This window comes from Rhodoplanes elegans (genome assembly GCF_016653355.1).
Taxonomy (GTDB): domain Bacteria; phylum Pseudomonadota; class Alphaproteobacteria; order Rhizobiales; family Xanthobacteraceae; genus Rhodoplanes; species Rhodoplanes elegans.
Genome location: NZ_NHSK01000114.1, coordinates 1 through 13,599, shown reverse-complemented (window position 1 = coordinate 13,599; position 13,599 = coordinate 1). Strand labels below are relative to the sequence as shown.

The window sequence follows — 13,599 nt, the reverse complement described above, 5'->3', positions numbered from 1 at the left end:
CCCGACGGCGTCGCTTCAACCGCGGTCGACCGATGTCGGCCCGACCGTCGGCTGGCGCGACGTCCAGTCAACCCTTAGGTCCGCCGGAGAACCACTTCAAGCGGATATTCTTTGGAACTGGAACAGTTATACTTTTGAACGGCAATCAATTTCGAACGATTCGAATGAACGGACTCTATAATCGTTCCGAACATAAGAATCTCACGTTGACTTTTAGTCCCTCGACAGATGAATCCTCGACCGTGATCCATACGAATACATAATAATTACAATCGACGGAACAGAGGCCTAGATCATGACGACCTGCGCTTGCGCGCCGTTGGCGCACCCCCGCGCTCCGCATTCGACCACGGCCGCGCGCCTGCTGGCCGGCCTCTCGGTCTCGGCGCTCACGATCGGCTGGCTCGCGAGTGGCACCGCGCTCGCCCAGACCGCGGTGCAGCAGCTCCCCACCGTAGAGGTCGAAGGACAGGGCAACTCGGCCGGCACATCGACGGGAACGTCGGTCGGCCCGATCGGCGGCAAGATGGCGCAGCCGAAGACGGTCCATCAGCCGACCCAGAGCATCACGGTGGTCGATCGCAAGGAGATCGAGACCACCAACCCGACCAGCCTGCTCGACATCCTGCAGGATGTGCCGGGCGTATCGATCGCGCGCTCCGGCGGCATCGGCGGCCAGATCTATCTGCGCGGTTTCTCGTCGAACAACTGGCGCTCGCCCATGTATGTCGACGGCGACCGCTTCCGCGGGCGCAACACGCTGCAGCTCAACTATTTCGCGCCGGAGGAGCTGGAGCGCGTCGAGGTGATCCGCGGCCCCGCCTCGGTGATCTACGGCTCGGAGGCGATGACCGGCCTCGTCAACGTGATCACGCGCCGTCCGGCCGTCGATCCGTTCGGCCCGTGGCGCATCACGCATGGCGGCTTCTCGGCCGGCTTCTCGTCGGTCGACAAGGGCTTCAGCACCTACGACTGGGCCCAGGCCGCCGGCCAGGGCTTCGACGTGCTCGGCGGAGTCAGCTATCGCAAGGGCGGCAACTACGACACGCCGATGGGCCCGGCGCTCAACAGCGACTACGAGAGCATCGGCGGCAATCTGCGGGTCGGCTGGTCGCCCACCCGCAACCAGCGATTCGAGCTGGCGCTGCGCTCCTACTGGGAGGAGGACGGCCGCGCCGGCGGCGTCGGCGGCGCCCCGGGCTGGCCCTACATGAACGTGCGCCAGCAGCCCAACCAGGTGCAGATGGCGAAGCTCTCCTATTCCGGCGACTTCGCCGACCAGCTCGTGCAGCACGTCGAGGCGTCGTTCTACGCCAATTACTTCGACACCAAGCTCGCCACCGTGAACACGGCGACGAAGGGCGTCGTCGCCAGCTCGGTCAGTCACGTGATGGGGCCGACCGTGATCGGCGGCCGCGCGCTCGGCGTGATCCCGTGGGAGCCGGGTCCGTGGGGCACGCTGAAGACGACCTTCGGGCTCGACGGCTTCCAGGAGTGGCGGCCGGGCAGCTCGTCCTGGTCGGTGCGCCAGACGGCGACCACAACGACCATCACGCCCGAATCGCAAAACGGCCCCGACAACGCCCAGGCCAATGTGGGCGCCTTCATGCTGCACGAGTGGACGCCGCTGAAGCTGCTGACACTCTCGGCGGGTGGCCGCTTCGACTGGTTCAACACGACGTCCGAGCTGTGGCCGCTGCAGAGCACCATCAAGCCCGCGGCGATCGCCGCCTTGCGGGCCAACAGCGACGTCACCGCGACGGCCCCGACCGGCAGCATCGGTGCGGTCGTCCACGTGCTGCCGATGCTCGATCTGCTCGCCTCGGTCGGCACCTCGTACCGCTATCCGACCAATTCCGAACTGTTCGCGATCTCGGCGACGGCGATCCCCAATCCGGAGCTGAAACCCGAGAAGGGCGTCACCGTGGAGGGCGGCTTCCGCCTCAACTTCTCCAACGCCACCGTCAAGGTGACGGCGTTCGACAGCCGCTACACGGACTTCCTGCAGACCGTCGCCCTCACCGTCAACGGCGCCGCCTTCACCCAGACCCGAAACGTCGCCAACGCCACCGTGCAGGGCGTCGAGGCGGAGTGGCGCTGGCAGATGACGCGAGCGTTCAATCTGTCCGGCAACGTCGCGCAGCTCCGCGCGACCAACACCGACACCGACCAGCCGCTGCCCTACATCGCGCCGTGGAAGGGTCGCGTCGCCGCGCAGTTCGCGGAGCCCGGCTCCGGCTGGTCGGTGATGGCGGCCGTGGACTGGGCCGCGGCGAAGACCCGCATCGACGCCGCGCAAGAGTATCCGACCGCCGCCTATGCGGTGCCGAGCATCTACGCCTCGTTCGATCTCGGCACCCTGATCTCGCGCGATCTCGGCGACACCAAGCTGCATCTCGGCCTGCAGAACATCTTCGACAAGGCCTATGTCAGCGCCTCGACCTTCGTGAACAAGTCCTATCCGGAGTCCATGTACAACCCGCTGCTCGAGCCCGGGCGCAACTTCACGGCCCGGCTCGTCCACACCTTCTGATCACGTCGCCCGACGCCAAAAGCCTCGCTCCGCCGCCGCCCCCCGGCGGGGCGAGGCGGCGTCGGTGCCTTCGCGAGGATCGCGAATGAAGAAAATCGCCATCTACGGCAAGTGCGGCATCGGCAAGTCGACCACCGTCTCCAATCTCTCGGCCGCGCTGGCGCGGCGCGGCCTCAAGGTCGTGCAGATCGGCTGCGACCCGAAAGCCGACTCGACCAAGGGCCTCACCGGCGGCAAGCCGATCACCTCGGTGCTGGAGGTGCTGGGCCTCAAGAAGACCGGCTCGACGCTCGACGATCTGGTGGTCGAGGGTGACCTCGGCGTGCTGTGCGTCGAGGCCGGCGGGCCGACGCCGGGCATCGGCTGCGCCGGCCGCGGCATCATCTCGGCCTTCGATCGCCTGGAGGAGCTTGACGCCTGGGGCCGACTCGCCCCCGACGTGGTGCTGTGCGACGTGCTCGGCGACGTCGTGTGCGGCGGCTTCGCCATGCCGATGCGCAAGGGCTACGCCGACGAGGTGGCGATCGTCTCCTCGGGCGAGATGATGGCGCTCTACGCCGCCCACAACATCGCCAACGCGCTCGCCAACTTCGCGACGCGCGGCTATGCGCGGCTCGCCGGCATCATCCAGAACTCGCGCAACATCCCGGACGAGGACGATCTCGTGCGCCGCGCCGCCGCCGAGCTGAACACCTCGGTGATCGGCATCGTGCCGCGCTGCGACCTGGTGCAGAAGGCCGAGGACCAGGGCGGCACCGTCGTCTCCTGCTTCCCGGACTCGGCGCAGGCCGGCGTCTATCACGCGCTGTCCTGCCTGCTGGTCCCGGATCTCACGAGCAAGCTCGCACACGCCGGCACGGCGCCGGCAGCCCTGGCGGCCGCGTCATGAGCGGCACCGCGCGAGACGACGCCCCGCTCGGCGCCGCGCACGGCCGCGTGCGCATCGCCGATCTCGGTGCCGATACGGGCCGGCTGTTCGACGAGGGCGCCGGCTGCCTGCACTACTGCGCCCCGACCCATGGCGGCTGGGGCGTGCTGCGCACCGCGCTCCTGGTGCCGGAGATGTACGTACTGTTCGTCTGCCCTGCCGCATGCGGACGGCACGGCGCCATCGCGGCGTTCGAGCAGGGCCAGAAGGACCGCGTCGGCTATCTGTGCATCGAGGACGACGAGATCGTGCTCGGCAGCTACGAGGACGAGATCCGCAAGACCGTGCCGCTCCTGATGGAGCGCCTCGCGCCGCGGCCGAAGGCGTTCATGATCGTGGTGTCGTGCATCGACGATCTGCTCGGCACCGACTACGCGCCGATGGTCGCCGACTTCGAGGCGGCGCACGGGATTCCGTTCCGGGTCGGGCGCATGAACCCGATCACCATGGGCAGCGGCCTGCCCCCGCAGCGGCGCATCCAGCGCGACATGTACGACTACCTCGTGCCGGCGCCGGAGCGCGACGGCAGCATCGGGCTGATCGGACCGTTCCTGCCGCTCCACGCCGAGAGCGAGCTGCACGGCATGCTGGCCCGCGCCGGCCTCGGCCCGATCCGCCACATCGGCGACTGCGCCACCTTCGCTGAGTTCCAGCGCCTCGCCGCCGTGCGGCTGAACCTGGTGACGCGGCCGGAAGGGATCGCCGCGGCGGAGACGCTGCAGAAGACGCTCGGCACGCCCTTCGTCATCGCCCCGGTGGCGTTCAGCGAGGCCGCCATCGGGGCGCGCTACGCCGCGATCGCCGCCGCGCTCGGCGGCGTTACGCTCGATCCCTCGGCGGCGCGCGAAGAGGCCGAGCGGGCGGCAACGCGCGCGCACGCCGTGGTCGGCGACCGCACGCTGGCGATCGACAGCACCGCGACCTGCAGCCCGTTCGATCTCTCCCGCGCCCTGATCGAGCGCGGCTTCGCGGTCGTCGAGGTCGTCGCGCATCAGCTCCCGGCGCACGAGCGGCCGGCCTTCGACTGGCTCGCGGCAAACGCGCCCGATCTGATCATCTCCTCGCCGATCCATCCGGCGCGCAGCTGGTCGCGGCCCGACCGGCCGACCGCCGACATCGCAATCGGCTTCTCGGCCGGCTATCTCACGGCCGCGCCCGTGACGGTGCCGATCAGCTTCGACGAAGGGCTCTTCGGGTTCCACGGCCTCGCGACCGTGCTGGACGCGCTGGCGGCCTCGGCCGCCGCGGCACGGCCGGAGGCGCTCGAGGACATGGTCCGGGCCTACGGGCTGGTGGTGTGAGGACGAGATGAGCTTTTTGCTGACCCGGCTGCCGCCCTTCGCGGCCGACTATTCCGGCGTCGCCTCGGCGCTGCACGATCTCGGCGGCCTCGTGGTGATTCACGACGCCTCCGGCTGCACCGGCAGCTACACGGGCTACGACGAGCCGCGCTGGTTCTCGGGGCGGTCGAGCGTGTTCTGCTCGGGGCTTCGCGAGTTCGACGCGATCATGGGCAACGACCAGAAGCTGCTCGACAACATCCTCCGCGCGACGCGCGAGGCCGACCACGGCTTCGTCGCCGTGGTGGCGAGCCCGGTGCCGATGCTGGTCGGATTCGACGTCGACGGCTTCGCCAATCTGGTCGAGCACGAGACCGGCCTGCCCGCCTTCGGCTTCGCGACCACGGGCCTCGGCCTCTACGACAAGGGGCTGTCGGCGGCGTTCCTGGCGGTGGCGAAGCGGTTCGTCGCCGAGCCGGAGGAGCCGCCGGCCGGCGCCAACATTCTCGGCGCCTCGCCGCTCGACGACATCGACGGCGCGACGCTCGTGCGGCTGCGCCGCGTCCTCGACCGCGCCGACCTGCCGCTCGTCTCGATCTGGGGCCAGGAGTCCGGGCTCGACGCGCTCGGCCGCGCCGCAGGCGCCGCCGTCAACCTGGTGGTCGCCGCCGCGGCGCTGCCGCTCGCCCGCTTCATGGAGCGCCGCTGGGGCATTCCGTTCGTCACCGGCCTGCCGCTCGATGAGCACGACGAGGCCGCCCTCGCGGTCGTGCTCGCGCGCGCCGCAGCGGGCGAGCCGTCGGAACCGGCGCCGGCACCCGGCCTTGTCCCGGCCCCGGACGACGCCGGAGCCGGTCGCCAGACGGTCGCGCTGGTCGGCGAGCAGATCCACATGGGCGCGATCCGGGCCGCCCTGCGGCGGAGGCGCGACGGCGCGAGGATCCGGGTCGCCTCGTTCTTCGCCTTCGACGAGACGCTGGCGGAGCCGGGCGACTGTCGGCTCGCGCACGAGGAGCACGCGGCCGCCTGGCTCGCGGCCGAGGACGCCGACCTCGTGGTCGGCGATCCGCTGCTCAGAGTCCTTCTTCCGGACGCCGCACCGACCGGATTCGTCGCGGTCCCGCACCGGGCCGTGTCGGCGCGGCTCGACCACACCTCCGGCGACCGGTGCGCCGGCGATCCCGCCGACGCCATCCGCGGCGCGATCGACGACATTCTCGGGCGGCCGAGGCGCTGATCAGCCCGCAAGCGACGTGCACGCGCGGTGTCGTCCGGGCGCGCCTCGGCTATAGTCGGTCGATGCCGCCGAGCCCCCGACTCGCACCCGAGGACTGGACCGCGCCATGACATCCGAGATCTCCGCCGAACGGCCGACCGAGACCCCCGCCCTCCGACGTCGCCCACGCTCCCGCGGGAGCGTCGCCCGATTCACCGCCCTCCTGGCCGGGCTGGCGAGCGTCGCCCTGGCGTCGCCGTCGGAGGCTGGCCATCGCAGCGGCCGAACCTTCGTCGGGTCCTTCGTGGTCGTTCGGACATGGACACCGCCGACCTGGTCCGTACCGCCCGTTGGCTGGGCTTACGGCGTGCCGGCGATCTACGGCAAGGCCGTGCGCACCAAAGTCTATCCCTACGGGCCACGGGGCGACGCCAAGACCGCCTACTGGTATCCGCACCTCGTCTACGGCCGCTGCGGCTGCGCTGTCGACGGGCTGTGCTGCTGAGGTCCGTTCGCGCCGTCGCGTCGCCGGCCGGGGTCGTCCACCGGCCAGCTCATCTGGAGGAGGCAACCGTGCCGTCCGCCCCGCATCGCTCCCGCGCCGGCGCGCTCGCGCTCGGCGCGTCCCTGCTGCCGGTCGTCCTGATCGCCGGGCTCGTGGCGCCGTGTCCGGCCCGCGCCGAGCAGGCCGTGATGCTGCTGCCCGACGCGACCGCCACGGTGCCGGCGGGACCGCCGGCCGCGCGCGGCCGCACGCTGATCCCGCTGCATTCCACCGTCATCGCCGGCGGCGGCCGCACCAAGATCAATTTCTCCGGGCTTCTGTCGATCCACAACGCCTCGGCCAAGGATGTGCTGGTGATCGACGCGATCGAGTATCGCGATCAGGCCGGACGGCTGGTCGAGCGGACGCTCGACAAGCCGGTGGCGTTGAAGCCCTATGCGTCGATGCAGGTGGTGATCGCCCAGGAGGACGTGCGCGGCGGCATCGGCGCGAGCTTCGTGGTCGACTGGGCGGCGCCGGCCGCCGACGCCGAGCCGGTGATCGAGGCCGTGATGGTCGCCGTCCAGGGCACCCAGGGCTACAGCTTCGTGTCGGCCGGCCGCCGCGTCCCGCGTCCCTGACGGCTGCCGATCGCCCGGCTCGGCGCGCCAGCGCGCGCCGGCGCGCCCGGCAGCTTCCGCAGGATCAGGCCCGGCAGGTCTTCTGTATCGTCCAGCACCCGCGCGGTCGGACCGACGACCTCGCCCGGCCGATACCCGGGCGCACCGAAGATCGGTGCCTCGGAGACGGGTTGCTCGAAGACCGGTGCCTCGAAGACTGTCGCCTCGAAAGCCGGTGCCTCGAAGACTGATGCTTCAAAGTCTGACGGCCCGACGACGTCTGGTGCTGCATATCCGTCGGCTGCGGCGTCACGACACGGCGCGATCGCAACGGCCATCGGGGTCGCGCCGGCCCGCGCGGCCGGCAGGGTCACGGCGACGCCCGAGCTCGACACCGATGTCGACACTTGGCCGCGCTCCGCGGGCGATTGCGTTTTGTCGGACGGCGACAGCGCGACAGTGCCGCGCGCCCGCGTCATCCATCCCTCGGTCTCGAGCGCGCGGACCAGCGCGTCAGTCGCCAAGCGAACGTCGATTGTCGATCCCGTGTCGGAGGCGATCAGCAGCAGCCGCGCCACCGCGGCCCAATGCGGACGGAGCCGGGAGACGAACGGCAGATCGTCGAGCAACGCCCGGTTCACGTCCACCAGCGTGCGCATCGGGCGCATCGGGCCGGACTTCGGCGTCACGAAATATGCGAGCTCGGTGTTCCAACTCATCGAATATGCAGGCGCCCATGGCGTCACGAGATCCGCGCAACAACTAAAACTCTACCTCATTCGCTCCGCACAGCCGCGGTAAATCAATCGCTGCAGGTCCGATCGTGACAAAACCGTGTCGCCTCGGCAACGAACATCGTCAGCCCGGTATCGGCTCACGGCATATCGCACTATTCGCGAAACAGCGGTTGGCGGCCGAGGCTCGAATGGCCGCGTCTCCAAATGATCGCGCTTTCAGATGGCAGAGTCGTCCACCACCCAGCCGACCTTCTCGAGCGGCGCTTCCATGCGGTACTTCAGGCCCTGCGGCGCATATTCGATCGAGTGCTTGCCGATCCGCCGCATCGTATCCTCGATGATCTTGCGGCCGTAGCCGCTGCGGGTCGGCGGCGCGACGGTCGGCCCGCCGTCCTCCTGCCACGACAGCACGAAGGCCATCGGTCGCAGATCGCGCTCGACGCTCCAGCGCACCGCGATGCTGCCCTCGGGTGCCGACAGTGCACCGTATTTCACGGCGTTGGTGGTGAGCTCGTGCAGCAGCAGCGCGAAGCTCTGCGCGGCGTTCTGCTTCACCATCACCTCGACCCCGTCGAGGGTGACGCGGTCCGAGAAGGCCGAGGTCTCGGAGGCGAGAATCTGACGCAGCGGCGCCCCGCGCCACTCCTGCTCGGTCATCAAGGTGTAGGCACGGCCGAGCGACTGCAGGCGGTCGATGAACACGTCGCGCGCCTCGCGCAGCGGCCGCTCGCCCGACAGGCTCGACAGCGCCACCGACTGGATCACGGCGAACAGGTTCTGGATGCGGTGATTGAGCTCGCCGATCAGCAGCCTCTGGCGATCCTCGGTGCGCTTGCGCTCGGTGATGTCGACCAGCTCGGCCAGCACATAGGCGCGGCCGTCGACCGTCATCGGCTTGAGCGCGATCTCGACCGGGAACTCGCTGCCGTCCTTGCGGCGCGCCGCCAGGTCGCGCCCCATCCCCATCGGGCGGTCGCGCGGCGACAGGTCGAACACGCGGCGGAGATCCGGATGGCCGTCGCGGAAGCGGTCCGGGACCAGGCACTCGATCGGCTGCCCGACGAGCTCGCCGCGCGCGAAGCCGAGCAGCTCCTCGGCGTGCTCGTTCGCGAAAACGATGCGCGCGCCGCCGTCCACCAGGACCAGCCCGCTCGGCCCCGACTCGAGGATCATGTGAACAATGTCGCGTGGATCCCGCATCTCGGTCACTGTCGCGGTCAGGCTATTGCAGGACGCGCAGTCCGGCAACCAGACCCGTCGTCCGTGTCACGCGTGGAACTTCCTAATCCGTCGCCACTTTGGGTGATACGGACGGTCTGCAATGTGAGCGGCCTCACACCGAGCCTCGAACCGGCTCGTCCCGGGGCCTGCGGGACCACCCTTGCCGACTGAACTCCTGGACAACCCCGGCCGCCGGCGCGTTGACCAGTGTCAAGCCGGTACCGTTCGAAGATCGTTCCGGCTGGCCGCTGCCGCGCCGGCCCGCTCGTTCGCACCTGCATCCCGATCCGCCCTGCTCCTGCCCGCGCACGAGTACAGGGCAGAGGAGGACGGGTGCGCAACTGTGGAAATCAGGGCGGATCGAAATACCAGGCCTGACGTCCGCCGTAACGGACGTCGCACCGGGGCGCCCGCGGCGACGCGCGTCGCCGCGGGCGACAACGTTACTCCACGAAATCCCCGCAGCGTTGCACCGCCGTGTCGGCGGCGCCCCACGGCATGATCGGCACGCTCGACGTCGAGTTCTTCGGCGAGCCCTCGATGATCCGATCTGAGTAGACCATATAAACTAGTACGTTTCGCTTCACGTCGCAGCCGCGGACGATCTGCATCTTCTTGAAGAAGAGGGAGCGGCGCTGACGGAACACGTCCTCGCCCTGCTCGAACTTTTTCTTGAATCGCACGGGACCGATCTGCCGGCAGGCGAGCGAGATGTCGGAGACCTCCTCGGCCAGCCCGAGCCAGCCCTTGAAGCCGCCCTTCTCGGGCACCGTGAAGTGGCAGGCGACGCCCTCGACCTCCGGGTCGTCGAGCCCGTAGGTCGCCAGCTTGTCGTTGGGGCTCAGCCACTTGAACACGGTCGACCGGCGGAAGATCAGGTCCGGCTCCTCGGCCGCAGCGGCCGGCACGACGCTCGCGAGACCGAGGCCGAGCGCCATCGCGACGGTCGCGATGACGCCGCGCGCCTGTCGGGAGAACCGCCGCGACTCGTCGACAACACCTTGCATTTCCAGCTCCGTTGAAAACGACACCGCGAACCGGAACGGCCCGCGCGGTGTCGAGACAGGATCATCCTGACGGTTGTCAATTACCCAACGCGAGATCGGTTTCCTGGCGCCACAGGAAAAGCCGCCACGAGCCTCGAAGAAACCTCCGAGGAACACCGGGCCGGCGGCCGGTGGGCGATCGCCACCTTCGCGAGGCGGCCGAACGGGATCGTCGGTCGTCGCCGGGTCGCACGGCCGGCCGTCGTCGGCCTTGTCGAGCCGGAGTCGGAGACGGGTTCGAGAACGGGTCAGTAGGGGAAGAAGCCGCCCTGCCGCTGGCCACCCCAGCTCTGGCCCCAGCCGTTGCGCTGCCAAGCGTCGGCGCGGCGATTGCCGCCCCAGCCCTGGTCGACCGTCTCGGTCCGCGGCTTGCGGCGGACGGCCTTCTTCTTTTTCGGCTTCGCCGGCTCGGCCGCGGGCTTGTCCTCGCCGGCGGCCATGATGGCCTCCTTGGGCGGCTCGCCGGTCGCAGGCGGCGCGGACGCCGCCGGGGCGGACGCCACCGGGGCCGGCGGCGGAGCCGCGACCGCCGACGTCGTCGCCGGGTCGATCGGGGGCCGCCCGTCGGGCACCCGCCGACCGTCCGTCGACCGGCTCGGGCCGGCGGTGCCGATCGGCGTCAGGGCGGTCGCCGACACCCCGCGCCGTTGGCGCGGTGCGGCGGACGGGGCGGCCGACGTTGCAGCGGCGGCCGCCGGCGCGTTCGCGACGGGCGCTTGGGTGGCGGCTGGCGCAAGCCCGACCGTGCCTGCACCAACCGTGCCTGCACCGGTCGTCGCCGCGTAATCCTCCCAGCTCCGGCCGATCGGCGCGTCGAGGGCGGAGTTGCGGGTCATCTCGTCGACGACCATGTAACCGGCCGCCGCGATCACCACCATCACCGAGGCCACGCCGCCGAGCCGCGCGAACGACAATCGACGGCGGGTCGGCCGGGCCCGCTCGGGCCACAGCGAATAGTTACCGGATGAATGGGAAGTCATGATCGTCCCCGAGACGCCATACGCGGACACGGCCGTCTCGTGATAACGCCGCGGCGCCCCGAAAGTTCCCGAACGCCGCCGCGAGTCGGCCACAAAACATGGTGGGCCGAAACGCGAGCGTGGTTCGATTCCGCGCGGCGAAGCAATGCCGCCAAAAGTTGGAGAATCAGACCGTCACGCGCCGTCCCTTCTCCGGCACGATCACCCGCGTCGCGTGGCCCTTCATCTCGGCGACGAACTTGTCCGCGGTCGGATCGACGATCGGGAACGAGCCGTAGTGGCAGGGAATCACGGCGTCGAGCTGGAAGAACCGCTTCACGGCGAATGCCGCGCTCTTCGCGCCCATGGTGAAGCGGTCGCCGATCGGCACCATGGCGATCTTCGGCGCGTGCAGCTCGGCGATCAGCCCCATGTCGGAGAACACGTCGGTGTCGCCCATGTGATAGACGGTCGGCTCGCCCGCCGCCTTGACGATCACGCCGTTGGGATTGCCGAGCCCGATCGGAATGCCGTCGACGAGGTCGCCGGAGGAGTGGTCGGCCCGCACCAGCGTCACCGTGAAGGTGCCCAAGTCCGTGGTGCCGCCCGTATTCATCGGGTTGAAGTTCTTCAGCCCCTTCGACACCAGCCACATGCCGAGATCGTAGTTGGTCGTCACCGTCGCGCCGGTCTCGGCGGCGATCCCGAGCGTGTCGCCGACATGGTCGCCGTGGCCGTGGGTCACGAGAATGTGCGAGACGCCCTCGATCGCCGCGGCGCGGTCGCTGACGAAGGCGGGATTGCCGGTGAAGAACGGGTCGATCAGCACGGCCGTGCCCTTGAAGTCGAGCCGGAAGGCGGAATGGCCGAACCAGGTGATCTCCATGACGAACTCCCCCTTTTTGCGCGATGTCGGCTCGCGCCGCGGATCACATCCGCGGCCAGATAAGCCGCAGGCGCGGCGAAGCGTCAATCAGCTCCCGTCGTTCCGGCACGAGACTCGCGCGGCCTCGTCCGCCGTGTTAGGCGGGCGCATGCCCGCACCCGTTCTTCCCCTCGTCGAGATCGCCCCCCTGCTGCCGGAGCGTGGCGCCCTGATCGGCCTCGATCTCGGCGACAAGACCATCGGGGTCGCGGTGAGCGATCCGGATCGACGCCTCGCGACGGGCGTCGAGACCATCGCGCGAAAACGCTTCACCGACGACGCGACCCGGCTGCTGGCGCTCGCTGCGGAGCGGCGCGTCGCCGGGCTGGTGCTCGGCCTGCCGCTCAACATGAACGGCAGCGAGGGGCCGCGCGCCCAGTCGACCCGCGCCTTCGCCCGCAACCTGGCGAAGCTGACCGAGCTGCCGATCGGCCTTTGGGACGAGCGGCTGTCGACCGCCGCGGTCGAGCGCGAGCTGATCGCCGCCGACGCGAGCCGCAAGAGCCGCAAGGCGGTGATCGACCAGCACGCCGCGATCTTCATCCTGCAAGGCGCCCTCGACCGCCTGCTGCGCGGACCGGCGTAGGACGGACGCGTCGGTCGCACATGAAAAAGGCGGGTCCGAAGACCCGCCCTTTGCAGTCGCGCTGAAGCCGATCAGTACTGCGGATACGGCACCACGGTGCCCTGGGTGCCGGCCTGGCCCGTGATCGCGGCGACGCCGAAGTCGGCCCCACGGGTGCGACAGTCGCCCAGATACCCGTAACCACGGTTGAGGTCGGTCGAGATCCAGCACTGGCCGTTACCGGCCACCGACGCGGTGCCGCCGGCCGGGCCGGTCACCGGAGCGATCGGGCCGCCGGCCGAGGCGTAACCCTCATAGCCGGGCTGCCACCCGGGATTGTAGCCGCCCGTGAGCGGGCTCAGCGCGGCCCCAGCGATGCCGGTGGCGAGGCCGACGCCGGCCCCGACCGCCCCGGCCGCGAGGCCGACGCCGGTGCGGGCCGCCTGACCGGCGACCCCGACCCCGGCGGCAACCGGATTGCCGTAATAGCCCTGCCCGTAATAGCCCTGCGCCGACGGCGCGTAGGACTGCGTGGCGACACGGTCCTGGTAGCGCATCGACTTGCGGGACTGCGCCTCGCTCGGGGTGGCGGCGCCGAGGGCGACCGCACCGACCAGACCGGCCGCGAGGGCGTAACGAATCGTCGTCTTCATCGTGTTCTGCTCCATGTGATGACGAGCCCGCTCCGGACAACGATCACGCCGCGCGGGGCGCGAGGTCGCCGCCCCGGTCGTCCGGGTCGTGACGTCGCGGTGACAGGCTCTCGTGGCGTCAACAGGCGGCCGCGCGGTCGGTTCCGCCGCGGCGCAACATGACGCAGCTTGTTGTTTCCGCTCGGGGATCAGCGTCGGCCGAGGACCATGGCACCGGCGCCGCAGCATCGCCACGATGTTGCCCCGGAGCGGCCACGTGGTCCGGCGCGGCGTGGCGTGCCGGGACCCGCGATCACCCCGGCATGGCGCGGGCGAGCAGGCGGTCGATCTCCGCCGTCGAGAGATCGCTGGTGCCGGCCGTCGCCCCCGCCGCGCCGGCGAGCCGCAGCCGCGCGAACAACTCGGCGATCGGCGAGGCCGAGGCGCGCAGCG

13 protein-coding genes are annotated in these 13,599 nt (G+C 70.1%); 7 read left to right on the top strand and 6 right to left on the bottom strand.

The genetic code is table 11. The features are described 5' to 3' along the window. The first annotated feature begins 295 nt into the window (after positions 1-295). The 6 genes from CCR97_RS15065 (at position 296) to CCR97_RS15040 (ending at position 7,082) form a co-directional block, all read left to right on the top strand. Positions 296-2,533 (top strand): TonB-dependent receptor, encoded by a 2,238-nt coding sequence (locus tag CCR97_RS15065; protein ID WP_111356812.1) that lies wholly within the window; start codon positions 296-298, stop codon positions 2,531-2,533. A 64-nt stretch (positions 2,534-2,597) separates the two neighbouring features. After that, a complete protein-coding gene (locus tag CCR97_RS15060; protein WP_338049085.1) occupies positions 2,598-3,422 on the top strand; it encodes a nucleotide-binding protein in 825 nt (274 codons plus the stop codon). Continuing rightward, positions 3,419-4,762, top strand: a complete 1,344-nt coding sequence (locus CCR97_RS15055) for a nitrogenase component 1 (protein WP_111356810.1) — start codon at positions 3,419-3,421, stop codon at positions 4,760-4,762. The genes CCR97_RS15060 and CCR97_RS15055 overlap by 4 nt, the downstream gene beginning before the upstream one ends. Before the next feature lie 7 nt (positions 4,763-4,769). Then, a complete protein-coding gene (locus CCR97_RS15050) occupies positions 4,770-5,978 on the top strand; it encodes a nitrogenase component 1 (RefSeq protein WP_111356809.1) in 1,209 nt (402 codons plus the stop codon). A gap of 346 nt (positions 5,979-6,324) precedes the next feature. After that, entirely contained in the window at positions 6,325-6,462 is a 138-nt protein-coding gene (locus CCR97_RS15045) for a hypothetical protein (RefSeq protein WP_170145788.1), read from the top strand. Between the two features lie 68 nt (positions 6,463-6,530). Next, positions 6,531-7,082: a DUF3124 domain-containing protein gene (locus tag CCR97_RS15040; RefSeq protein WP_201159616.1), complete on the top strand. Its 552-nt coding sequence runs from the start codon at positions 6,531-6,533 to the stop codon at positions 7,080-7,082. Here the strand turns inward: CCR97_RS15040 and CCR97_RS15035 are convergent. The 5 genes from CCR97_RS15035 to CCR97_RS15015 form a co-directional block, all read right to left on the bottom strand. After that, entirely contained in the window at positions 7,040-7,780 is a 741-nt protein-coding gene (locus CCR97_RS15035) for a hypothetical protein (protein ID WP_201159615.1), read from the bottom strand. The two genes, CCR97_RS15040 and CCR97_RS15035, sit on opposite strands and share 43 nt — an antisense overlap. Positions 7,781-8,014: 234 nt before the next feature. Beyond that, entirely contained in the window at positions 8,015-8,971 is a 957-nt protein-coding gene (locus CCR97_RS15030) for a PAS domain S-box protein (RefSeq protein ID WP_170145787.1), read from the bottom strand. Positions 8,972-9,462: 491 nt separating this feature from the next. Further along, positions 9,463-9,957 (bottom strand): CreA family protein, encoded by a 495-nt coding sequence (locus CCR97_RS15025; RefSeq protein ID WP_111356821.1) that lies wholly within the window; start codon positions 9,955-9,957, stop codon positions 9,463-9,465. Positions 9,958-10,313: 356 nt separating this feature from the next. Further along, positions 10,314-11,045, bottom strand: coding sequence for a hypothetical protein (locus CCR97_RS15020; protein ID WP_201159613.1), 732 nt, complete (start codon positions 11,043-11,045; stop codon positions 10,314-10,316). 166 nt (positions 11,046-11,211) lie between these two features. Next, on the bottom strand, positions 11,212-11,910 hold the full coding sequence (locus CCR97_RS15015) for a metal-dependent hydrolase (RefSeq protein ID WP_111357447.1): 699 nt from the start codon (positions 11,908-11,910) through the stop codon (positions 11,212-11,214). A 148-nt stretch (positions 11,911-12,058) separates the two neighbouring features. Between CCR97_RS15015 and ruvX the strand changes: the two genes are divergently transcribed. Further along, positions 12,059-12,535 carry a Holliday junction resolvase RuvX gene (ruvX, locus tag CCR97_RS15010; protein ID WP_111357448.1) on the top strand — a complete coding sequence of 159 codons (477 nt, stop codon included), beginning with the start codon at positions 12,059-12,061 and terminating at the stop codon, positions 12,533-12,535. Between the two features lie 71 nt (positions 12,536-12,606). Here the strand turns inward: ruvX and CCR97_RS15005 are convergent, their stop codons facing one another. After that, the gene (locus CCR97_RS15005) at positions 12,607-13,182 is read right to left on the bottom strand and encodes a hypothetical protein (protein WP_111357449.1); all 576 of its coding nucleotides are present in this window, start codon (positions 13,180-13,182) and stop codon (positions 12,607-12,609) included. Between the last annotated feature and the right edge of the window lie 417 nt (positions 13,183-13,599).